Below are 21220 nucleotides of genomic sequence, written 5' to 3' on the forward strand. Positions count from 1 at the left end.
CTTAGCGCACCCGTGTCGTTGCGGCGAGCATTTCGTCAGCCGCGGTGATCACTTTGGAATTCAGCTCATAGCCGCGTTGCGCCTCGATGAGGTCCGAGATCTCCTTCACCACATCAACACCGGAATCCTCGATGTAGCCCTGTCGCAATATGCCGACCCCTTCTGAAGAGGGCACTAGCCGGTTCGCGGCGCCGGAGGCTTCGGTTTCGCGGAACATGTTGTCGCCGATGGCCTCCAGGCCTTTCTCGTTGACGAACCGTGTCAGCGAGATGTTGCCGATTGGCTGGCCCTGAACCTCGTTCTCGAAATAGGCAACGACTTCGCCATCAGGGCTGATCGAGATCCGCCGGGCATCGGCTGGAATGATGATCCCGTCGGCCAGCGCGTAGCCGTCCTTGGTCACCAGCTCGCCGTCGGCGCTCCGGTTCAGGTTGCCATCGCGCGTGAAGGCTGACTCGCCCGATGGCAGGCGCACTTCCAGGAAGCCAGTACCGTCGATCGCGAGATCCAGTTCAGCGCCGGTTTCGCGCAGTGAGCCCTGTGTGATCTCCATGGAAACGGAGGAGGGCTTCACGCCAGTCCCGAGCTGGATACCGGCTGGGACGACTGTCCCCACCTGCGAGGTTATCGTCCCGGGCGTGAGATATTGCTGGTACATGAGGTCGGAAAACTCAGCCGTCCTGGGACGGTAGGCCGCGGTACTCATGTTGGCGATATTGTTCGAGATGACATCCACGCGCATTTGCTGCGCGGCCATCCCGGTGGCTGCAATCTGTAGTGACTTCATAGGTTCCTCCTTCGAGCGGGCGTCCAGCCCTAGAGTTGTCGCAGTGTTTCGATGAAGCGGCTTACCCGCTGGTCCTCTGTGTCCATCATTGATTGTCCGGCCTCATAGGCGCGCTGCACTTCGATCATGCGCGCCACTTCAAGCACGGGGGAAACATTCGATTGTTCGAGCGCGCCTTGAACCACACGGGCTCCTTCAACCGGGTCAAAACCTTCCGGGGCTTCGAAACTCGTATTGCCGGCGCGGGTAAGCTGGCCTTCCGGCTGCACGATGCCAACCTGTCCCAGAATGCGGCCATTGGCGGAAATCGTGCCGTCCCCTGCAATCGAAACATCGCCCACGCCCTGGGGAATGAGAAGCGCGCCGCCGGCCGGGTTCAGGACCGGGCTGCCTTGCGCATCAACGAGCCGGCCCTCCGCGGAAAGCTGGAAATGACCCGCCCTTGTGAGTCGCGGACCATCCGGCGTGTCGAGGACGAAAAATCCATCACCCTGGATCGCAAGATCGAACTGGCCGCCGGTGAATTTGAGGCCGCCCTGCTCCAGGTCGAACTGGTGACCGGCCAGGCCACCCATCGAAATATGTTCGATATCCTCACCATTGCCTGCGAGGAACTCAGCGAACACGGCGCGGTCGGCCTTGTACCCAGTCGTGCTGGCGTTTGCGAGATTGTTCGCCACGACCTGCAATTCATTCGTAAGGCCAGTCTGGCGCGTGATGGCAGCATAAACGGCATTCGACATCAGTGAACCTCCATTTCGTCTGGTTCGAGTGAGGTGCGGATTCGCTTCAGGGCCGATCCAATATCGGCGACGCCGTACTCCGGTGACGGTTGCGGGGCGCCAAGCTGGCTACGCAGCAGTTCGACCCGCTCCACGCGCGCCTTATGTTCTTCGTCGCCGAGAGCTCGGGCCGTCCCGTAAATGTATTCGGGCACAATCCAGCGACCGCTGGCGGCATCCATCTCGATCAGGGAAACCACCGTCCTCGCATCGCGCCGCAGCCTCGGCTCCACAGCGGCCAGCAAGGCTTCGTCGCCAGATCTCACTGCGCTCAGGGCGGCCAGGAGGGTGATTTCTGCATTCTCAGGATAAAGGTCGGTGAAGGACTTCAGGGCGTCATGGTCCGCCATGCGGAAGGCCAGGGATGCGCGCGCCTCGACCAGTTCTTCCGGATCGGATGAACGCGAAGCAAACGTCGCAGCAAGATTCTGGAACCCCAGCTTCAACGCCAGCTGGCTGGCATTTGTGTACAAATTGTCCAGTTCGTCGTGTTCCGAGAGCAGATCGGCCGCAGCGAGCAGGGCGTCCATCGCTTCAAGATTCTCGAGCGTGTCGGCACTGGACAAGCCGTCCTCAGCCAGCGAGACGAAGTGCGAAACGATGCGGTCATGAGCCTCGGGCCGCTGCGTTGCCGGCATGCTGGCCAGTTGCAGCGTCAGCCCGTATCCGGCGACCTCGTGCAGGTCATTGAGCATCACATCGAGACTGCTCGCGACAGGCCCTGTGGAATCAATACTGCTGATCTTCTCGATCATGCGGTCTGCAACGTCCTTCTGGACTGTCTTCTCTAGTGTCTGACCATGGCGCAGAAGGCTCGCCGCCGCCTCTTCCCTGAACTCGGGATTGTTCAGGTAATTGCGCATCACATCGCGCGCAGCGTCGCCGCCGTTTCGCATATTAATGAGCGCTCTGTTGAATTTCAGGCGCGACGAGGCTGCGATATCTTCCTCATTGAAATTGGCCATCAGCTTGTCGACGATCAGACGCTCGCCAGCAGCATCCAGAGCCGGCACGGCGCGCGCAGCAATCTCGACCCGTAGCTGGAAAGGAAGCCGGCGGAACTCGTTTATCCGCTCATCGAAGCGCCGGGCTGCGGCTTTCCTGTCCTTCTTGAGAAGGGCGAGGGAGTACCAGATGCCTGACACGTCGGGGCAATCGGCCTGCTGGCGGAAAAACTCAAGATCAGGCGCGGCACGATCTTCCATGAGCACCGCCAGGCGCCGCAGGGCAGATGCTTCCGGGCCAACGATTCCGTTCAGCTGCAGCCGGGCTTCTTCGTTGAGGCCGAGGGCGATATACGCCCGTGCGAGCTCGTTCTTGAACTGCTCGGGCTCAGCCGCTTCAGCGGTGCTGCGCCAGGCCAGCAGATCATCATATGTACGAAGCTCGTGATATTCGGTGAAATCGAACGGGTCCTCCTCAGCGCACACATTTGTGGCGGTGGACTGTTTGGGGCGAAGCGACACGCCCGCCTGCGCCCGGTTGCTCCCCTGCCTTTCGATGATCGGAGCGTGCGGGTTCTGCGCGGTATTCGCTGTCGTTGATGAAGGCTGCGACGATGATGGCTCAGATGGCGTCAGCAATCCTTCGTCGATGGCATTCTTCACGAAGCGGTCAAGCGAGCTGGGTAGCTCGCTGTCAGGCTCCACGATTTTTGTCCTGCCATCGGAGTCCTGGGCACAGGCCAACCCTCCCCCAGCAAGGGCGAGGGCGACAGAACAGATGATGCCTCGACGTTTCACGCCGCCTGCTTGAGCCCCCTGACAGCCTGTTCGATTTCATTGAAGGATGGACGAACGCGGGCTGGCGCATGTCGCCGCGCGACCTCGACGCAGATATTGACCGGGTTCTTGTGCAGGTTCGACACGAGCACCTCGCCGATCATCGAGTAGAAGAAATGCTCCTCGGCCCGGATCGAGCGGATGCGCGATGCGAACGGACCGACCACGCCATAGGCCAGGAAAACGCCCAGGAATGTCCCCACCAGCGCGCCGCCAATCATCCCGCCGAGAATTTCCGGCGGCTTGTCGATCGAGGCCATTGTCTTGATAACGCCGAGAACGGCCGCAACGATGCCCAGCGCCGGAAGCGCGTCAGCCATGTTCTGAAGTGCGTGCGACCCATGCTGCTTCTCTTCCAGCAAGCTTTCGAGATGCTTCTCCAGGAGCTCCTCGACCTGGTGCACGTTGTCGAAGTTCATCAGCATCGACCGGATGGTGTCGCAGATCATCTCGATCGCATCGTGATCTTTCAGGATCTTTGGATACTTCTGGAAGATATCCGACGATTGCGGCTCTTCGATATGCGCTTCGATATCGACAGGGTTCTGCTTGAGAACATTCAGCAGTTCGGTCATCAGGCAGAGAAGGTCCTGATAGTCCGTCTTCTTCCACTTCGGCCCGGTGATCGCGGCCATCAGGTCGCCGCCGGTATGCTTGATCGTGTTGAAATCGTTGGACGCGAGGAATGCGCCGATCGCCGCACCACCAATCATCATCCCTTCAAATGGAAGGGCATGCATGATGATTTCCATGTGTCCGCCAGCGAGCAGATAGCCGCCGAACACCATACCGATGGTAACCACCAGTCCCAGAATCGCATTCACGTTCAACCTCCTCCGCGCCCATCCGGACGCAAACCCCTGTCGAGCTTCAGTTCTCCGCGAGTTCGCGCAGGAAGCTCTCAACAACTGGCCCATCGAGCTTCAATGCCCGGTGACCTTTCCAATTTCCCATTTCGCCGGTCGCGATCGCGCCCTGCCCTGTCATGGTTTCAGCGCATAGCGTCAGCTTGCCGTTTTCGACGTCCGGCAAGTCCAGAACGTCGCCAACCTTAAGGCGCGAGCATTCGCCGACCGACAGGACAATACTGCCAAGGACCACATCAAGACGGACTGAAGAGCTGCGCATGCGCGAGCGAAGCATTTCGCGATCGTGTCCACCGCCGAGCGACTTTGGCCTGGACCGTTCACGGAATTCAGCTGCGACGGCTTCAAGCTTGCTGAGGTCAAAGAAGAGGTCGATTTCCGGCGGGTCTTCGCCGCCCTCAAGCAGCCAGCCATCTTCGCCGCCCTCTGCCGCCATTGCGATGGTAATCTGGGCAACACGCACATCAGAATCGATACCGTCCGGCACAGCCGACGCGTCGGTGAGCTCTGCGGGCATACCGGGAAAAGCGTCAGGCTGCAGCGCGCTTTCGACCTGCTGCCAAAGCTCGTTGGCGGGCTGTTCGCACATCAGCTTCAAGAAAAGGTCTGCGGCCTGGAGCAGATTTTCTGTTGGCTGGCGCAGGCGCGTTGCCGCGTAACGTGCCGCGCCGGCCCGGTCGATCGCGACCGCAAGCAGCGGGCCGCCCGACATGATTTGCGGCATGAACGCAAAACGATGCCCGAGTTCGCGCTGGGCGGTCGCGCCGCCAATGATCCGGCTATTGGTCATGCGCCCGGCCAAGTCGGACTTGTAGACCTGTTTGGACCAGTTTTGGGCAGCCGCCATCAGTGCGGCCCAGAGCGGGTCGCATTGCATGAGCTTTTGGGGAAGTCCCCCCGCAGCACTGATTTTCTTCCTCAGTACGATGGACACGGCACACTCGTGGCAACAATAGCTAATCCTGTTACCAACCAGTGAATTTATTTGGTTGACGAATGGTTAGCAGGACCGTTGCAAACCCTTGCCCCGCGTAGAAGCTCTTTTGAGCTATCGCTGTTATTTACCATGACTGCAATTCGAAAGCGGGGCGTCATGGCAGAACAGCCATCTCATTCTTCACAACCAATTATCATCAAGCGAAAAAAGGTTGTTAAAGGCGACGGGCACCATGGCGGCGCCTGGAAAGTGGCCTATGCCGACTTTGTGACGGCCATGATGGCGTTCTTCCTTCTTATGTGGCTGCTCAACGCGACCACCGAAGAACAGCGCAAGGGTATTGCCGACTATTTCAATCCGACCATTCCTGTCAGCCGGATTTCCGGTGGCGGTTCGGACGGCCTTAATGGCTCCTCGATGTTTACGGAGCAGACCTACGCCCGGATGGGCACGGGCGCGACGCGGAACAATACAGTCGAATATCCCAAGCCGAAGCGTGAGAAAGAAAAGACGCCGCAGCAGGCCTCGCAGAGCGAAGTCAGCGAAAACCTGAAGTCGATGCAGTCAGAACTGAGTGAGAAATCCACCCAGCTTTCAGAACACCTTCTGGTAAAGATGTCCCCTGAAGGCATTGTTCTGGAAATCGTCGAGTCCGACAGCGCGCCTCTGTTCGAAATCGGCCAGAGCGCACCAACCGGGCTGCTAGAGGAACTCCTGGTCGTGGTGAACAACTCGCTTGGATCCTTCCAGAACGACATCAAGATCGTTGGCCATACAGACAGCCGCCCTTATCGCGGCGGCGCGCGCTACGATAACTGGAACCTCTCGGCCGACCGGGCCAACACGGCCCGCCAGATGCTGATCGAAGCCGGTCTCGACCCCGACCGCCTCAGGGAAGTGTCTGGCCGCGCCGATACAGACCCGCTGCTGCCGGAAGATCCGAGCGCAGCCCCGAACCGGCGTATATCTATCACCATCCTTACAGATAGCGTGGGCTCGCCCAAAAGCTGATTATCCCGATGTTAACCAAAGACCGCGACTCTTTAACCGCAACATTCGGTAGGAGTCCGTCTTATGAGTATCTCGTCTTCCCTCAACGCTGGCGTTATGGGCTTGAATTCCAATGCCAGCCGCCTTTCCACGATTTCCGACAACATCGCCAACTCGTCGACCTACGGCTACAAGCGTAGCCAAGTCGACTTTTCGAGCATGGTGCTGCAGCAGCGCTCTTCGGCCTATTCCGCAGGCGGTGTGCGTGTCGACACCTTCAAGGACATTGCAGCCACCGGCTCCCTGATCTCGACAGGTAACGCGACCGACCTCGCCGTCGCTGGCCGCGGCCTACTGCCCGTGACCGACCAGGTCGGCGTAAGCGCCATTGCGTCGGAACGGAACATGATGATGACGCCGACCGGCTCCTTCTATGCCGACCAGAACGGCAACCTGCGCACGCAGAGCGGTCTTTTTCTCCTCGGATGGCCTGCCAACACGGATGGCGAAATTGGCAATGTCAGCCGCAACAGCGGTATCGACCTTGCCCCGGTGAACATCGCCGCGTCGCAATATACCGCATCGCCGACAACGAGCATCGAACTTGGCATCAACCTGCCAGCCGATGCCACCGAGTCTATTGGAACCGGGAACTCCTTCCCGCTTCCGATCGAATATTTCGACAATCTTGGTCGTGCCCAGACGCTGACGCTGGAATTCACCCCGGTGATCCCGGCGTCCGGTCACTCCAACAGCTGGACTGTTGAAGTCTTCGATAGCGCTGGCGATCCCAACACCTCGATCGGTGGAATGGATATCACCTTTGCCGATACGCCAACCAATGGCGGCCGGATTCTGAGTGCTACGGCAAATGGCGGGATCAGCTACGATTCCTCAACAGGTGAGATCGCACTCAGCCTGCCGCACGGCCCGGTCAACGTGTTTATCGGCCGCCCGAACGACAGCGTTGGTATCACGCAGCTGTCTGCTCCTTTCTCGCCAACAGCCGTTACGAAGGACGGTGCGCCGATTGGTGACCTTCAGTCGGTGGAAGTTGACGAAAACGGCTATCTGCAGGCGATCTACAATACCGGCTTCCGCCGCACCCTGTATCAGATCCCAGTGGGCGACGTTCCGAACATGAACGGCCTCAAGGCTCTGGACTCTCAGGCTTACCAGGTCTCCGCTGAAAGCGGTAACCTTTACCTTTGGGATGCGTCCGCTGGCCCTGTTGGTTCTGTTGCAGGCTACTCTCTGATGGAATCGACGACGGACATCGCTGCCGAGCTGACCGACCTCATCGAGACGCAGCGGGCTTATACGTCCAACGCCAAGATCGTTCAGACCGTGGACGAGATGCTTCAGGAAACGACTAACCTGAAACGTTAGTCGGCGGCTGAAAGGTAGCTGAACCTTGAGCGTCTCACACGCCATAAACGCCGCGCGATCCGGCCTTCAAGTCAGTGGACTGAGGGCCGACATCGTCGCGACGAACGTCGCAAACGCTACAACGCCGGGCTATGTCCGGCGTTCTGCATTGCTGGCCGAAACCACGCTGGGCTCAACTACGCACGGCGTGCGGGTGGCCGGCATCGACCGGGCGCGCGACGATGGCCTGACCGGCCAGCGGATGCTGCTGACCAGTGACCTGTCGCAGGCGAGCCTGCGGTCCAGCACCTGGCAAACAATTGCCGCCCGCATCGGCAATTCGACCGATGGCCCGGGCCTATTCAATTCCCTGAACAGTTTCGAGTCCGCGCTGAAAGCAGCCGCGGCAACTCCCGAATCCGAAGCGACCGCAAATTCCGTGCTGAATGCGGCCCGCTCACTCGTCAATCAGCTTCACGGCCTGTCGCGGATGGTCGAAACCCAGCGCGCCGAGGCTGATCGCGAAATTGCGGACGGCGTGACGATCGTCAACAAGGCGCTGAAGGAAATCGAACAGCTGAACGTAGAGATTTCCAGCAATGAAGAGGCCTCCGTCCAGGTGGCCGCATTGAAGGATGAACGCCAGCGCCTGCTGGATACGATCTCCGAGTATATTCCGATTGAAACCGTCCAGCGCGATCGCGGCTCCGTGGACGTGGTGACAAAAGAAGGCGTCTTCCTGATTGCAGGCAAGGCGCAGACAATCGAGTTCTCGCCTTCTAACTCCTTCGTCGCATCGCAGACCGTCGAAAACGGCCAGCTCTCCGGGCTAAGCGTAAATGGAACGGACCTGACGCCTGGCGCATCGGCCTGGTCCGCCGTTTCCAGCGGCCTGTTCGGCGCCCTCTTCACGCTTCGTGACAATGACCTTCCGGAACTCAGCCGACAGCTCGACTCGGTCGCTGGCGATCTCATTGCGCGCCTGTCGGCCGATGGGATCGATCCGACCACAGCCAGCGGCGCGCCAGGCCTGTTTATCGACAACAATCCGGGCGCAGGCGATGGTCTGGCCTCACGGATCGAGATCAATGCCGCTGTTGATCCGGCCGCGGGCGGCCAGCTGTGGCGTCTGAGAGACGGTTTGGCGGCAACGGCTGAAGGTCCGCCCGGAAACAACTCGATCCTGTCGGCCATGGTCGATGCGCTGACCGAAATCCGCTCGATCAACGAGAACGGTATCCAGGGAAGCTTCACAGCGACGCAGCTGTCGGCACGCCTGTCATCCATGGTCGGCCAGACGCGCATCGCGCATGACTCGGTCCTGGCATCGACAACGGCGCAGCACACAATCGCGTTCGAGGCAGAGCAGTCGCTGACGGCCGTCGACGTCGACGCGCAGATGCAGGAACTGCTTCTCATCGAACAGGCTTATGCGGCGAATGCCCGTGTCATTCAGGTCGCAAGCCAGATGATTCAACGGCTAATGGACCTCTGACATGGAAAAAATGTCCATCTCCTATTCGCTCATCAACGCCAAGCTTTCAAAGAATGTGGCGCAGCTGCGTGAGCAGATAAACGACGTCTCATCTGAAGCTGTGACAGGCAAGCGGGCGGATCTCTCGAAGTTTCTGTCCGGCCGCATCGGCGAAGCGATGCTGAGCCAGAAGGCGCTTGAGGATATCCAGGTGGATCGCGGCGCCTTGCAACTGCGCGATGCACGGATCGACATTGCACAGCGCAGCCTGCAGAGCGCGCAGGAAGGCGCTGAAGGCCTGCCTGCCCGGATGCTCGCGGCACTGGGTGTCGACAACAAGTCGGACATCAAGATCATTGGCCGCGATGCGGTCAGCGCCCTCGAAAAGCTGTTCTCTTCGCTGAACAACCGCCATGGCCAACGTTTTCTATTCGCGGGCGATGCAACATCGACGCAGCCATTCGAAGATCCCAGCCAGCTTATCAGCGATGTGCGGCAGATGGCTGTCACCGCGACAGATGCGGCAGACCTCCAGACCCAGCTCGACACCTATTTCAATACGCCCACGGGCGGCTGGCAGGCCAATATCTATCAGGGCTCCGCGAGCATTACCGACCCTGACGCGGTGAACGGGATCGATCCCGCCATAACCGAGCTCGTCAGAGGGCTGGCCGTCATGGCCGTGGCCGGAGACGACGCTCCGCCCGCCCTGCTGACGCAGGACAATGCCTCGCTCAGGATCGCCGCCGATACGGTCGCTTCCGGCCAGATCAACATGATCCAGCTGCGCTCGAAGCTCGGCGTCATCCAGGAACGGCTGACCGAGGGCCTGGACGCGCTGAACTCAGAAGAACTGATACTGACCGAAGCTTTCACCAACATGACGATGAGAGATCAGTATGAAGCGGCCACCATCCTGAAGGAACTCGAGAACAATCTCGAAGCCTCCTACATGCTGACCGCCCGCCTCTCTGGTCTTTCCCTGCTCAACTATCTGAAGTGATCCGATGATGCGCCTCCTCCTGCTTCTCGCCGCAACCGTCCTGCTCCAGGTCTCAGCGCCTGTCGGCACCGCCGATGCCCAGACCCGGATCCGGGATATCGTCGATGTCGAGGGTGTCCGGCAGAACGATCTGATTGGCTACGGCATCGTGGTCGGCCTGAACGGGACAGGCGACACAGCCCGCAATTCGCCGTTCACCGAGGATTCCCTGACTTACATGCTCGAGCGCCTCGGCGTGAATGTGCAGGGCGAGGACATCAAGCCGGACAATGTCGCCGCCGTTCTGGTTACGGCGGCTTTGCCCGCCTTTGCGCGAAACGGCTCGACGGTCGATGTGTCGGTCTCCTCCATCGGCGACGCAAAAAGCCTCGAAGGCGGCACGCTGATCCTGACCCCGCTCAAGGGCGCCGATGGCGAAGTCTACGCTGTCGCGCAGGGCAGCATCGTGGTCTCGGGCCTGGATGTGCAGGCTGAGGGCGCACGGCAGCGCCAGGGCGTGACGACGGCCGGCGCAATTCCCAATGGCGCGCGCGTGGAGCGCGAGACCGGATTCGAATTCAACCAGCGCGATTCAATCGTGCTGGCGCTGCGCGATCCGGATTTCACGACTGCCGCCCGGGTCGAGGAAACGATCAATACGGCGATCGGTACCCCCATCGCCTACATGCGCGATCCGGGTACGGTCGACCTTGACCTTCGCTCGATGAGCGGCTCACCGTCGCGCCTCCTGGCCAATATCGAGAACCTGCCGATCAAGGTCGCGGTGCCTGCCCGCATCGTCATTGACGAACAGTCGGGAACCATCGTGCTCGGCGAGGACGTGACGATTTCCAAGGTTGCGATCGCGCAGGGGAATATTTCGATCAAGGTGACCGAAACACCCGTGGTCTCGCAGCCGAACCCCTTCTCGAAAGGCGAGTCGATTGTGCTGCCACGTTCCGAAATCGATATCCAGCAGACCGGTACCGACAGCATCGCCCTGCTGAATCCGAATGTGACCTTGTCCCAGCTGATCGACGGGCTGAATACCCTCGGCGTGTCGCCAGGCGAGATGGCGGATATCATCCGGACCATGAAGGCTGCAGGCGCAATCCACGCGGACCTGATCATCCGCTAGGCAGGATGGCGCCATAAATGTGGCCGCGAGCCGTCATGCAATGGCGCTGCGGCCACGCAGCCCGGATTACATGCTGATGGTGCCTTGCCGCTTCATTGCCATAAGAGCCGTGAAGAACTCCCGCTGGATGGCTTCTGCCTGCTCGGGCGATCCGATGAAGACATCACCGAGCTGATCGCGGTACTGGTCTGCCAGACGCGAGGAAATGTTGCCAAGCAGGTATTCCTGGACCGGCGCACTGTCGCCCGTCAGCGTCGCCAGCAGGCGCACAATCGTCATCTCGTCCAGCTCCCGGAAAACGACCGGAACGGCATTGCGCGGCAGAATGTCGGGCAGGCTTTCAATGGTGAACATTTGCCGTTCGATGCTCGAGAACTTGCCCTCATACTGGCTCTTGAGGAAAGCAAGCATCCGGTCGCGTTTGTCGCTGGGAACGAGGCTTAGCATTTCGCCGATCGCGGCGAGATGGCTTTCATCACCACCGAAATCGCCGCCAAACCCTCCATCGCCAAAATTGTCGAGGAACTCCATCTTGACCATCTTGGCGACGACCGCATCGATATCTTCATCGACATGATCGGTTTCGACCATGGACCCGATGGTCGGGTCGAGCTTGTCATCCTCGAGATAGGTCACGATTTCCGAAGCGACGGCGACGTCCAGCTTTCGAAGAATGATTGCAACCAGGTTGGGCGTCAGACCATTGAGGTACTCGGCGATCCGCCCGGGATCTTCCTGCTCGAGGCGTATCCAAGTGTCGTCAAAGCCCGGCGAGAAATCGAGCTCCTGGAAGGGTTCGCCGAAGATGTTTTCGAAGCGCGCTTCGCCTATTGCGCCCTCGACAATTTCCCGCGCCCGCTCTGGCCCGCCCCGGAAGGCGCCATTCTGACCGTGAAGATGTTGCAGAAAGTCGACCACGATCTCCACCAGCTCCTCTCGGCCCAGGTAGCGGATGTTCTGGATCTCCTGCGAAACCTGCTCCAGTGCACGGTCGTCCAGTTTGTCGACAATCGGTTTCGCAGCCGACTTGCCCAGCATGGCGATCACCACGGCAGCCCGCTGCGCGCGGCTGATGGAACCGATACGCGACGCAGAACCCGCCCCCTGGACGGGTGTCAGATTGCCCCGGCCGGCGCCGGCAGACGGCTTCATCGGCGTATTCATCCCGTGTACCCTCGCAGAAGTGCCTCGGTGATTTTCAGCCACCCATCGGCAAGGACGAAGAAACCGACCTTGAATGGCAGCGACACCACGGTCGGCGGAACCATCATCATGCCCACGGCCATCAGGACCGAGGCGACAACAAGATCAATCACGAGGAACGGTAAAAAGATTACGAAGCCGATCTGGAAGGCATGCTTTATTTCAGACAGCATGAAAGCCGTTGAAAGCAGCGAGAATGATGGCGCCTGTCCGTCTGGCACAGGCCGGTTCAGCGCTTCGCTAAGCACCGGGATCGCTTCCGGATCGGTCCGTGCGGTCATGAACATCCGGAACGGTTCCGTCGCGGCCGTCCAGGCCTGCTCCTCGGCAATCTGCCCCTGTGTGTAAGGCTGGATGCCGTTCGCCCATGCCTCGGCAAATGTCGGCTCCATGATGAAGAAGGTCAGGAAAATGGCGAGTGCCATGAGCATCATGTTGGGTGGTGCCTGTTGCACACCCAGGGCCTGACGGATGAACGAGAAGACAATGACCAGAAAAGGCAGACACGTGACCATCATCGCCAGCCCCGGAACGAGGCTCAGCAACGTCACCATCACGAACAGGATGATGACGGTCCCGCTGAGACCGCCCTCACCGCCCGTATTCAGCAATCCTTGCAGGGACGGATTGTTTGCGGCTTCCTGCGCCGATGCTCCAAGCGCGACAAAGCCCGTGAGCAAAAGGAGAAGGAAGGCAGCGCGATATCCGGCTACCGGACTATTCATTCCCCTCTTCGCCTTCCTCGACGATCTCGGTGATCTTCACGCCGAGCCCGCCCTCTTCAATCTCGATTAGCTCACCGCGCGCGATCAACTTGTTGTCGACCGACAGGCTGACGGGGTCTTCGATGCGCGAAGACAGCGCAACAACCGAATCCGGTCCAAGCTCAAGGATTTCGGACACGCTCATCCGCTTCTGCCCGATCGATACCGTCACGGTGACGGGAACGTTGAATATGGACCGGCGAAACTTGTTGGCCGCCGACGAATCGCGCCGGTCAATCTCGCCGGGATCCGTTTGAATCTGCTCCGGATTGGCCATGAAACTACCCCTTCTTCGTATAGGCTCAGGCCGCTTTCAGCCGTCCGAGACAGGCCTCAAGCAAACCCTCAAAGTCAAAGTCCACACCGCCATCACGCCATGAAATCGTGGCACGATTCGCACCGGGCGCCTCGTCCTCGATCACAGAGCAGCACCCGGCCAGCTGGCTGGAGCCATCGATCAGTGCCGTCAGCGCCGCGGCGAGTTCCGGCTCCGCGCGAATCTCAACATCGGCGACGGACGCTGGCAGCAGATCTGGCAAGTGCCGGGCGATCTCTTCAGCGAGGAAGGATTCGCCCAGTTTTGGAAAAAGCTTTTCCGCAAGCGCCGTCATCTGGGACTCCGCGCGCTGTCGCATCTCCTGCTGCAACTGCTCCGTAATACTGGCCAGTGAAGCAAGCGTCTGTTCGACTGCCTGCATCTGTTCCTGCAGGGCGCTGTTGGCCTCGGCGGGCGCCGACATTTCTTCGGCATCCATCACATTGCCCGACTCGCTCAGGGAAACAGTGCAGTCGTGATCCCCGCGGTCGAAGCGCGGCAGGTTAGCCAGGAAGGACTCACTCATTCACGGCGACCTTTTGATCGTCTTCCAGCCAGGCCTGAAGCAAGGCAGCCGTCTCGTCCTGCCGCTCCTTGGTATAGTCCTTCAGGAACTCGAACGGATCGGTCGGCGCAGCGGCCGATGCGCTGCCGTCACTACCGATGAGCTGCGGTGAGTTCAGCTCGCCACCGCGTTGCCCGGCTGGAGGCTGCTTGAACAGCGGCCGTATGACACCAAAGGCCAGCGCCAGAACGATCAGGCCAAGAAGCCCCGCTTGAGCCGCTGGCCAAGAATAGCGTTCGATCATGGTCTCGACCATGCTCGGCGCCTCAAGCATTTCAGGAACCTCGATTTCCTGAAACGGCATCAGCTCCACTGTAAGAGAATCGCCGCGCTGGGTATCGAGGCCGGCTGCGGCCAGGATAAGGTTTTCGAAATCGTCGACGACCTGCTGTGAAAGCGCGGTGGAATTTGCGGCCGTCGGGTCGATGTTCAGCGCCTGCTGGTTCAGCAGAACAGCCACCGAAATTCGCTGGACGTCGCCCGGCAGCATCTCTGTTTCGATGCGCCGTTCATTCATCTCGTAGACGACGCTTTCGGTACTGTTACGAACAGAGCTGGACCGGCCGCCGCCATTGTTGGCCTGCGGCAGGTTGCTGGCAACTGTCACGCCGCCACCGGCATTCGACCCATTCGTCTCGCTAACATCATTGCTGGTGCGGTTTCGGATGACGCGGGACTGAGGATCATAGGTGACTTCCGAGACGCGCTGGCGCTCACGGTTCACGTCAACGCTGACCGAAACCCTCGCATTGCCGGACCCGACGCGCGCCTCAAGAAGGCGGAGAATCTTCTGTTCCAGGGTGTTGGACTGGGTATCGGCAAGGATGGAGGGCTGCTCCGACTTCGCAACATTCGGGCCCGCAATCATACCCTTTTGCGGGTCGATCACAGCAACGTCGGCAGGCTTGAGTCCCGACACAGCAAGCGCGACCATGTACTGGATCGCTTCGGCCTGCCGCGGCGTGACGCCTTGGGCAGACTGCAAGGTCACTGAGGCGGTCTGCGGCGGGCCCGAACGGGCAAAACCAGACCGCAGGCTGGCGCCGATATGCACACGGGCCGACTGCACACCCGGGATCGACAGGATCGTGCGGGTCAGCTCGCCCTCCTTGGCGCGCCAGTAGTTGGCGTTGTACATTTCCGACGTCGTCGAGAAACCGTTCACATCGTCAAGCAGCTCGTAGCCGCGCACGGATTGCTGCGGCAAGCCCTCACGCGCGAGCGAGTATCGCACGCTGTCGCGCTGGCTTTGCGGAATGAAGATCGCCTCCCCGCGGATTTCATAGTCGACACCGCGCTTGTCCAGCTCCTCAATGACCTCGCCGGCATTGACTGGCTCAAGACCGGAATAAAGCAGCGCCATCGGCTCCTGCACGGCGCCGCGAACCATGAATGTCATGGCCAGAATGACACCCAGCACCGCCCCGGCCAATGATAGTTGCCTTCCCAAGGACAGGTTCTTGAGAGTCTCTACAAACTGCATGGATGAGGTGCCCCGCTCCAGAAACTATCCCACACGTAATGGTTAACATCTCCCGCGAATTCCTTAACGCTTCCTTTACCCAGCGTTGATTACAGCAGACGAGAGACAGACCGTTACGGTGAAGGGGCTGCATGGCTGACAACTCGGAAAAGGAACCGGCCGGGTCAGGCGATTCGTCAGGCGGCGGCATGATGGCATTTGTCGTCATTGCGCTTGTGTCTGCGGCCGCTTCGTTTGGAGCGGTATTCTTCCTGGCACCTTCGGGCAGCTCGGAAGTCGCGGCCATCTGCACGCCGGATGGACAAACGGTGAGCTTCACCCCCGATCCGCTTGCACGCGAGGACCACGCCTATGTCGAACTCGACGACATCCTGATCACCGTGGGCAACGAGCCAGCCAGCCGCTATGTGAAGATCAAGACGGCCATTGTCACAGACAAGGATGATGCGGCGGCCGTCAAGAAGGCGCAGCCGATGCTGACCGACGCCTTCATCAGTTATCTGCGATCCATAGAACTGTCCGACTTCGAATCAGCCGCATTCTATCCGCGGCTGCGTGAGCAACTTTCGAGGCGGGCAGAGGTCGTCCTCGGCGGTGATGTTTCGCGCGGCGTCCTTGTGACCGAATTCCTGTTGAGGTGACGCGTATGGATCAGATGATTGTTCAACCGACCGACCTGGCCCTTTTCCTCGTATCCTTCGCGGCCTGCATCTACTGCTTCATCCTAAGCCGGCGCCTGAAGGCGCTGCAAGACACGCGCGACGGCCTGGGCGCGACCATCATGGCGCTGACGAAGTCGGTCTCCGCCGTATCGTCCGCCACCAGCGAGACCCGTTCGCAGGCCGGTGAACTGGCAACCCGCCTGTCTTCGCTGATGAAGGATGCCGACCAGATGTGTCATCGGCTGTCAGCCCTCACCGACGAACTCGAGAAAACTCACAAGACAGCAAGCGAAAGCGCTACGGCCGCGCAGGGCGAGCTCAAGATGGCGCTCGGCGACCTGCTGGACCAGTCGCAAGACAGCATGACGGAGATGCGCCGGTTGCTTCGCCAGATGCGGACACTCACCGGCGTCGCGGCGACAACGATCCGTGATTCGGATTTTCTCTTCGACGATGAAGACGCGGACCTGGTGGAGAGGACCCTGTAAGGCATGGCCACCGGCAACACCCGCACCCACGTTCTCATCACCCTTGGCGTCCTGTTCACGATCGGCGGCGCGTCACGCATTCTGCCGCATGCCTTTGCAGCGGCAGAAAACACTGCTCCGGCCGAGCATGGTGAGGGAGCCCCCGAAAAGGGCGAGATCATTTCGGCCGGATATGATCTCGACAGCCTTGAGGACGATACGCCTGGCCGGGTCTGCTTTACAGGCGAAGCCGCTGCAGCCCTCGAAAAAGACCAGGAAGCGATAGACCGGCGCGCAGAGGCCATTCAGGAACAGGAACTTGAGCTCCAGGCCCGGCAGATTGACCTCGATCGCAAAGCCCAGGAGTTGCAGGCCCTGCAGGCAACTCTGGAGGACCGCTGGCGTCAGATGTCCGCCGAAGCCGACCAGGATGTCGAACACCTGGCGCAGATGTACGCCGCCATGAAGGCCGATCAGGCCGCGCCAATCTTTGACCAGATGGACCCCGGTTTTGCCGCCGGTTTCCTGCGCCTGATGCCAAGTGATCAGGCCGGCGGAATTCTCGCCAGTATGGATACCAGCAAGGCCTATGTGGTGAGTGTCAAGCTGGCGAGCCTGAACGATGATATCCGGGCTGCGCAGGATTAGCCGCCAGGTCTGATCGTACAAATGCGGTCAGGCGTGAACCCAGATCCTCGATCTGCAGTCTTGTGGCATCAATTGTTTTCAGGCGCTCCGCGCGGCTGATGCCTTCGGCAAGACCTCGCTCGAGCAGGTCAACCATATCGCCGATTTTCGGCTCGGTATCGGCAAGCATGTAAGCCTGTCGGCCAACCGACCCGAAAAAACTTTCCAGCTTGTGATCCCAGCCAAGACCGACATGCGGCACGCCATAGGAATAGGCTGCAATGCAGGCGTGTAGCCTGTGCGCAATAAGACCATCGAGACTGGCGATCAGGTGCGCCAGTTCGGATGGCCGGTGCAGTACGGGGGCTGCCAGAACCTCGTCGGCAGCCCGCAGCTTCGCGCAGACTGATCCATACACTGTCTCAGCGAAACTCAGGTCGTCGCGGGCGCCATTGGTGAATAGCTGAACCTTGTAACCACGCTGCACGAGTTCCTCAGACAGGGACGCAAGAAGCTGGCGCCAACGCGCATGATCAAGACCGGGCCGATCTGCGTGCAGATTGAGCGTGCTGGGGTTCGTAACACCGACACCAATCGTGGCGCGCCCGTTTTGCACCAGGCCGCCACTCGGCCAAATGACACTCGCAAGCAGGCCGGGATCGTTGACGACCGTCCCGCTTGGCGGTGCGAACACGTCATTCCAGCGCTGCAGGGACCGTTTATCGCGAAGCCAGGCCGCAAAAACCTTCGAAGACAGTGCGCCCTGGAAGAGCTTCATTCCGGCGGGGCTGCATTGCGTTCCCACACCGGCCGCAAATATGCCCAGGGGTATATCGAGGTCGCTGGCCACTCCGGCGACAGCAGCAATCTTGAGCGGGAAATTGAGATCCGAGTCAGCAATGATCTGACCACCGCCAAGCAAAGCGACATCGGCGCCGTTCATGCTGCGCCTGTAATGGCGCTGCAGCCTGAGCTGGACGACGGGTTTGAGACAGGAGGCGACGATTGTGCGGCGAAGACCAGCTGGCAAGCGCTCAAGCAAGGCCAGCAGGAAGGCGCGCGAACGGTTGATGCCCTGCCCGTAATCCGTCCGGCCAGCAATGTCGCACGTGACAATGGAAATTCCCGGATGGCTCGCCTGCAGAACGCCTTCCATGCATTCCGCGATGATGCCATCACCCAGGTTGGGCGAGAATTTCAGATTCAGCAGGACAAGTTTCAAGGCATGCGGCCCTTGAGTCTGGAGCTGGCTAGTGGTGTCGACCGCCTCGGCTCAGAGCCGGGTGATGTATTCCGGTGAAAGCTTTCCCGACACCAGGTGACCGAAGGCCAGCCAGTTGCCTTTGACCCGACCCCAACGGTCGACCCATGGTTCGGGACGGAACGTCAGGACGTGATTGGCCAGCAGGTTGCGGCTCATCAGCGTGTACGCCTTGCTGCGGCGCATCGATCCCTTGCGTACCAGGTAGAGCGGGTTCGCGATCTGCGAGTAGCCAAGCCGCACGCCCGGAGAGCGGGCCGACTTCACGCCGCAATGCACGCCCGAGAAGGCGTTTGTGTGGACCAGCCGGCCATGCTTTTTCAGCCGGTTCGAAAAGTCGACATCTTCGAGCCAGCCATAGTATGGCAGCGCCTCATCAAAGCGGTTGTCCCCGATGGCGTTCGCGCGATAGGCCATGTTGCAGCCATAGAGATCGTCGACCTCCTTCAGGACGCGCGGCTTGGGGCGCGGATTCTTGTCGAATGCTTCAACAATCTTCGTGGCATTCTCATAGGTCATGCCCGGCCCCTTGATGTCGTCATGCAGAACATGGCCGGTCATGCCGACGATATCGGGATTGGCATCGAAGAAGTTGACCATGCCTTCGAGCGCGAATTTCGACGGGACGTAGTCGTCGTCGAAGAAGACAATGTAATCAGCCTTGCCTTCCAGCGCGTTGAGCGCGCGGTTGCGCTGGGCGCAAAGCCCCTTCGTTCCCTCAATGACAATCACGTGGTCTTCAAGGTCATCCGGCACATCTTCAGGTCCAGTCACCGACAGCAGGATGATATCGGCCGGCCGTGTCTGCCGGCTGAGCGCGTCAAGATTTTCCCTGACCGTCTCAGGCCGTCCCAAGGTCGCAATGGCAACCGCCAGTCGGGATTTCGATGGCGTCATGAATTTTGTCCCTTGCCGATAAATTACAGTCCGCTTCGCCTCGCGTCGATGCAATTCTTTTGCCAGCCATTCATGATGTATGGTGCAATCATTGCAGGTTAGGAGCAGCCGGGCCCGGGGAGTTTCTTGGCGTGTCGTCCATGAACCATATCGTGATCATCCATGACAGCGTTGAAGCGCGCGGCGGCGCGACAGGACTCGCGCGGCTGTCTGCGCTCGAATACCGAAAGCGCGGCTTCAGGGTGAGTTATCTGACCGGCGAATCTGGCGACGACGAACTCGCTGAGGCGGGCATCGACGTGCACGGCCTTGGCCAGTCAAAGCTGAAGAAAGCGGGCACGTTCGCCGCCATGACCAAAGGCTTTCACAACGCTGAAGCAAAATGCCTCGTTGCAGACTGGATCGCACAGAACGATACGCCATCCACCGTTTACCACCTGCACAACTGGGCGCAGATCCTGTCACCCGGCGTGTTCGCGGCGCTGAAGCCCGTCGAGGCAAGAACGGTCGTCTCCTGCCATGACTTTTTCAATGTCTGCCCGAATGGCGGCCTGCTCAACTTCCAGACAGGTGAGATCTGCAAGCTAAAGCCCATGTCGGCCGCCTGCTGGGTAAGCCAGTGCGACCGGCGCAACTCTGCCCACAAATACTGGCGCATGGCCCGGCAGTTGCGGCTGAATTCGTTGGCTGGCTTCGCGCAATCGCAGATGACCTTTGTCTGTCTCAATGCCGGTATGGAACAGGTGATGCGCGCGGCAGGGTTCCGGGCGCCGAATCTTGTGAACATTCCGAATCCGGCAAATGGTTACACCACCGACCGGGTCGAAGCCGAGCAGAATGAAGCCTTCCTGTTCGTCGGCCGCCTGAATGCGGAAAAAGGCGCGGACATCGCCGCTCGAGCGTCGAGGCTTGCAAGCGTTCCGATGATCATGGTCGGCGAAGGCGAGATGATGGATCGTCTTGTGGCGGGCTATCCCGAAATCGAATTTCCAGGCTTCTGCACGCGCGAGGAAATTGCGCAGCTGGTCGGCCGCTCGCGCGCGCTAGTCGTCCCCGGCCGCTGGCGTGAACCGTTCGGCTTGGTTATTGCCGAGTGCGCCCGCAGTGGCTTGCCTATACTGAGTTCCGAGCCGAGTACCTTGTCTGCTGAGATCGCCCATCTCGATATGGGGCGCACCTTCCCGGCAAATTCTCCTGACATCCTGGCCGCAGTGCTTAGGGAGGCCGCAGCGGACGATGCACTGATCAGTAAACTGAGCAGGAACGCCTTCTCAAAGGCCGAGAATATCTGCTCAACGACAGCGGAATGGACAGAACGGTTCCTTGGCCTTTTCGAACAGAAGACCGCCGGACGGGCCTGATATTTCGGCACAGCCCGACGCGCAGCACTTTCCATGCCCCCCGAAACCCTTGTAAGCAAAGCACGTTGCGCGTCATGGTGCGCGCTTGCGCGGCCATTGAGCCGGCATCAAAGGGGAGACAGGCTATGAGTGGTCAGGACAGCTCGGATTCCAAGGATGTTCTCGAAGCGCTGGATCGGGTTCTCGAGGAGCTTCGCCGCGAATTCGCCGCCAACCCCGAATTCGCGCATCGCGTTGTGCGTGCGCTCGGCGCGAATGTCGTTTTCGATCCCAAGCTCGCCGCCAAGCTCATCAATCCCATCGAACTGGTCGCCCGGGAAACGCCTGAAAAAGTTGCAGAGCAACTTGGCGGACTGTCTGCCGCCGATCTCAAGAAGATGGCCAAGGATTCGAAACTGGCGTCTCCGAGCGATGTCGCTGGCAAGTCGAAGGAAGCGGTGATCGAACTGATCCAGCGGCGCGCCACCCTGCGCATAGAGTCCCGGCGCTCCGACGTCTGACCCTCTCGG

22 protein-coding genes are annotated in these 21220 nt (G+C 60.0%); 10 read left to right on the forward strand and 12 right to left on the reverse strand.

The window, feature by feature from the left end; genetic code table 11:
- Window position 1 precedes the first annotated feature (1 nt).
- The 5 genes from flgG to D1223_RS18350 form a co-directional block, all read right to left on the reverse strand.
- Window positions 2-787: a flagellar basal-body rod protein FlgG gene (gene flgG / locus D1223_RS18330; RefSeq protein ID WP_119377783.1), complete on the reverse strand. Its 786-nt coding sequence runs from the start codon at window positions 785-787 to the stop codon at window positions 2-4.
- A gap of 29 nt (window positions 788-816) precedes the next feature.
- Window positions 817-1530, reverse strand: coding sequence for a flagellar hook-basal body complex protein (locus D1223_RS18335; RefSeq protein ID WP_119377784.1), 714 nt, complete (start codon window positions 1528-1530; stop codon window positions 817-819).
- Window positions 1530-3218, reverse strand: a complete 1689-nt coding sequence (locus D1223_RS18340) for a hypothetical protein (RefSeq protein ID WP_119377785.1) — start codon at window positions 3216-3218, stop codon at window positions 1530-1532. The genes D1223_RS18335 and D1223_RS18340 overlap by 1 nt, the downstream gene beginning before the upstream one ends.
- A gap of 89 nt (window positions 3219-3307) precedes the next feature.
- Window positions 3308-4174: a flagellar motor stator protein MotA gene (gene motA, locus D1223_RS18345; RefSeq protein WP_119377786.1), complete on the reverse strand. Its 867-nt coding sequence runs from the start codon at window positions 4172-4174 to the stop codon at window positions 3308-3310.
- Window positions 4175-4220: 46 nt separating this feature from the next.
- Complete coding sequence (locus D1223_RS18350; protein ID WP_158587753.1) at window positions 4221-5063, reverse strand: FliM/FliN family flagellar motor C-terminal domain-containing protein; 843 nt, start codon at window positions 5061-5063, stop codon at window positions 4221-4223.
- 246 nt (window positions 5064-5309) lie between these two features.
- On the opposite strand from D1223_RS18350, the gene D1223_RS18355 reads away from it, so the two are divergent.
- From D1223_RS18355 to D1223_RS18375, 5 genes are all read left to right on the forward strand, one after another.
- Window positions 5310-6164 (forward strand): flagellar motor protein MotB, encoded by an 855-nt coding sequence (locus D1223_RS18355; protein WP_119377788.1) that lies wholly within the window; start codon window positions 5310-5312, stop codon window positions 6162-6164.
- Window positions 6165-6227: 63 nt separating this feature from the next.
- Complete coding sequence (locus tag D1223_RS18360) at window positions 6228-7532, forward strand: flagellar hook protein FlgE (RefSeq protein ID WP_119377789.1); 1305 nt, start codon at window positions 6228-6230, stop codon at window positions 7530-7532.
- Between the two features lie 25 nt (window positions 7533-7557).
- Window positions 7558-9006 (forward strand): flagellar hook-associated protein FlgK, encoded by a 1449-nt coding sequence (gene flgK, locus D1223_RS18365; protein ID WP_119377790.1) that lies wholly within the window; start codon window positions 7558-7560, stop codon window positions 9004-9006.
- A 1-nt stretch (window position 9007) separates the two neighbouring features.
- Window positions 9008-9988, forward strand: coding sequence for a flagellin (locus D1223_RS18370; RefSeq protein ID WP_119377791.1), 981 nt, complete (start codon window positions 9008-9010; stop codon window positions 9986-9988).
- A 19-nt stretch (window positions 9989-10007) separates the two neighbouring features.
- On the forward strand, window positions 10008-11105 hold the full coding sequence (locus D1223_RS18375) for a flagellar basal body P-ring protein FlgI (protein ID WP_407647010.1): 1098 nt from the start codon (window positions 10008-10010) through the stop codon (window positions 11103-11105).
- A 66-nt stretch (window positions 11106-11171) separates the two neighbouring features.
- On the opposite strand, the gene D1223_RS18380 is transcribed toward D1223_RS18375, so the two are convergent.
- Genes D1223_RS18380 through fliF form a run of 5 tightly spaced genes read right to left on the reverse strand, consistent with a single transcriptional unit; the run spans window position 11172 to window position 15436 of the window.
- Window positions 11172-12269, reverse strand: a complete 1098-nt coding sequence (locus D1223_RS18380; RefSeq protein WP_119377792.1) for a FliG C-terminal domain-containing protein — start codon at window positions 12267-12269, stop codon at window positions 11172-11174.
- Window positions 12266-13033, reverse strand: coding sequence for a flagellar type III secretion system pore protein FliP (gene fliP, locus D1223_RS18385; RefSeq protein WP_119377793.1), 768 nt, complete (start codon window positions 13031-13033; stop codon window positions 12266-12268). Before fliP ends, D1223_RS18380 begins: the two co-directional genes overlap by 4 nt.
- Window positions 13026-13349 carry a FliM/FliN family flagellar motor switch protein gene (locus tag D1223_RS18390; protein ID WP_119377794.1) on the reverse strand — a complete coding sequence of 108 codons (324 nt, stop codon included), beginning with the start codon at window positions 13347-13349 and terminating at the stop codon, window positions 13026-13028. Before D1223_RS18390 ends, fliP begins: the two co-directional genes overlap by 8 nt.
- Window positions 13350-13374: 25 nt before the next feature.
- Window positions 13375-13914: a hypothetical protein gene (locus tag D1223_RS18395; protein ID WP_119377795.1), complete on the reverse strand. Its 540-nt coding sequence runs from the start codon at window positions 13912-13914 to the stop codon at window positions 13375-13377.
- A complete protein-coding gene (gene fliF / locus D1223_RS18400) occupies window positions 13907-15436 on the reverse strand; it encodes a flagellar basal-body MS-ring/collar protein FliF (RefSeq protein WP_119377796.1) in 1530 nt (509 codons plus the stop codon). The genes D1223_RS18395 and fliF overlap by 8 nt, the downstream gene beginning before the upstream one ends.
- A 131-nt stretch (window positions 15437-15567) precedes the next feature.
- Here fliF and D1223_RS18405 point away from each other — a divergent pair, with 131 nt between their 5' ends.
- From D1223_RS18405 to D1223_RS18415, 3 genes are read left to right on the forward strand one after another with little or no spacing between them, the layout of a single operon-like run.
- Window positions 15568-16077: a flagellar basal body-associated FliL family protein gene (locus D1223_RS18405; RefSeq protein ID WP_119377797.1), complete on the forward strand. Its 510-nt coding sequence runs from the start codon at window positions 15568-15570 to the stop codon at window positions 16075-16077.
- Between the two features lie 5 nt (window positions 16078-16082).
- Window positions 16083-16586, forward strand: coding sequence for a DUF6468 domain-containing protein (locus tag D1223_RS18410; RefSeq protein ID WP_119377798.1), 504 nt, complete (start codon window positions 16083-16085; stop codon window positions 16584-16586).
- A gap of 3 nt (window positions 16587-16589) precedes the next feature.
- Window positions 16590-17213: a MotE family protein gene (locus tag D1223_RS18415; protein WP_119377799.1), complete on the forward strand. Its 624-nt coding sequence runs from the start codon at window positions 16590-16592 to the stop codon at window positions 17211-17213.
- Here the strand turns inward: D1223_RS18415 and D1223_RS18420 are convergent.
- Both D1223_RS18420 and D1223_RS18425 read right to left on the reverse strand, forming a co-directional pair.
- The gene (locus D1223_RS18420; protein WP_119377800.1) at window positions 17167-18414 is read right to left on the reverse strand and encodes a polysaccharide pyruvyl transferase family protein; all 1248 of its coding nucleotides are present in this window, start codon (window positions 18412-18414) and stop codon (window positions 17167-17169) included. The genes D1223_RS18415 and D1223_RS18420 overlap by 47 nt on opposite strands.
- A 51-nt stretch (window positions 18415-18465) precedes the next feature.
- On the reverse strand, window positions 18466-19350 hold the full coding sequence (locus tag D1223_RS18425; protein ID WP_119377801.1) for a glycosyltransferase family 2 protein: 885 nt from the start codon (window positions 19348-19350) through the stop codon (window positions 18466-18468).
- A 140-nt stretch (window positions 19351-19490) separates the two neighbouring features.
- Between D1223_RS18425 and D1223_RS18430 the strand changes: the two genes are divergently transcribed.
- Both D1223_RS18430 and D1223_RS18435 read left to right on the forward strand, forming a co-directional pair.
- Window positions 19491-20711: a glycosyltransferase gene (locus D1223_RS18430; RefSeq protein WP_119377802.1), complete on the forward strand. Its 1221-nt coding sequence runs from the start codon at window positions 19491-19493 to the stop codon at window positions 20709-20711.
- Window positions 20712-20836: 125 nt separating this feature from the next.
- Window positions 20837-21211, forward strand: coding sequence for a hypothetical protein (locus D1223_RS18435; protein ID WP_119377803.1), 375 nt, complete (start codon window positions 20837-20839; stop codon window positions 21209-21211).
- Window positions 21212-21220: the final 9 nt, after the last annotated feature.

Origin of the sequence: Henriciella mobilis (genome assembly GCF_003576285.1) — a bacterium.
Taxonomy (GTDB): domain Bacteria; phylum Pseudomonadota; class Alphaproteobacteria; order Caulobacterales; family Hyphomonadaceae; genus Henriciella; species Henriciella mobilis.

Bases quoted from the DNA above. Each gene is read 5' to 3' on its own strand.
- flgG (WP_119377783.1), bottom strand. From the start codon at position 787: ATGAAGTCACTACAGATTGCAGCCACCGGGATGGCCGCGCAGCAAATG.
- D1223_RS18335 (WP_119377784.1), bottom strand. From the start codon at position 1,530: ATGTCGAATGCCGTTTATGCTGCCATCACGCGCCAGACTGGCCTTACG.
- D1223_RS18350 (WP_158587753.1), bottom strand. From the start codon at position 5,063: ATGGCGGCTGCCCAAAACTGGTCCAAACAGGTCTACAAGTCCGACTTG.
- D1223_RS18355 (WP_119377788.1), top strand. From the start codon at position 5,310: ATGGCAGAACAGCCATCTCATTCTTCACAACCAATTATCATCAAGCGA.
- D1223_RS18360 (WP_119377789.1), top strand. From the start codon at position 6,228: ATGAGTATCTCGTCTTCCCTCAACGCTGGCGTTATGGGCTTGAATTCC.
- D1223_RS18370 (WP_119377791.1), top strand. From the start codon at position 9,008: ATGGAAAAAATGTCCATCTCCTATTCGCTCATCAACGCCAAGCTTTCA.
- D1223_RS18380 (WP_119377792.1), bottom strand. From the start codon at position 12,269: ATGAATACGCCGATGAAGCCGTCTGCCGGCGCCGGCCGGGGCAATCTG.
- fliP (WP_119377793.1), bottom strand. From the start codon at position 13,033: ATGAATAGTCCGGTAGCCGGATATCGCGCTGCCTTCCTTCTCCTTTTG.
- D1223_RS18390 (WP_119377794.1), bottom strand. From the start codon at position 13,349: ATGGCCAATCCGGAGCAGATTCAAACGGATCCCGGCGAGATTGACCGG.
- D1223_RS18395 (WP_119377795.1), bottom strand. From the start codon at position 13,914: ATGAGTGAGTCCTTCCTGGCTAACCTGCCGCGCTTCGACCGCGGGGAT.
- fliF (WP_119377796.1), bottom strand. From the start codon at position 15,436: ATGCAGTTTGTAGAGACTCTCAAGAACCTGTCCTTGGGAAGGCAACTA.
- D1223_RS18405 (WP_119377797.1), top strand. From the start codon at position 15,568: ATGGCTGACAACTCGGAAAAGGAACCGGCCGGGTCAGGCGATTCGTCA.
- D1223_RS18410 (WP_119377798.1), top strand. From the start codon at position 16,083: ATGGATCAGATGATTGTTCAACCGACCGACCTGGCCCTTTTCCTCGTA.
- D1223_RS18415 (WP_119377799.1), top strand. From the start codon at position 16,590: ATGGCCACCGGCAACACCCGCACCCACGTTCTCATCACCCTTGGCGTC.
- D1223_RS18425 (WP_119377801.1), bottom strand. From the start codon at position 19,350: ATGACGCCATCGAAATCCCGACTGGCGGTTGCCATTGCGACCTTGGGA.
- D1223_RS18430 (WP_119377802.1), top strand. From the start codon at position 19,491: ATGAACCATATCGTGATCATCCATGACAGCGTTGAAGCGCGCGGCGGC.
- D1223_RS18435 (WP_119377803.1), top strand. From the start codon at position 20,837: ATGAGTGGTCAGGACAGCTCGGATTCCAAGGATGTTCTCGAAGCGCTG.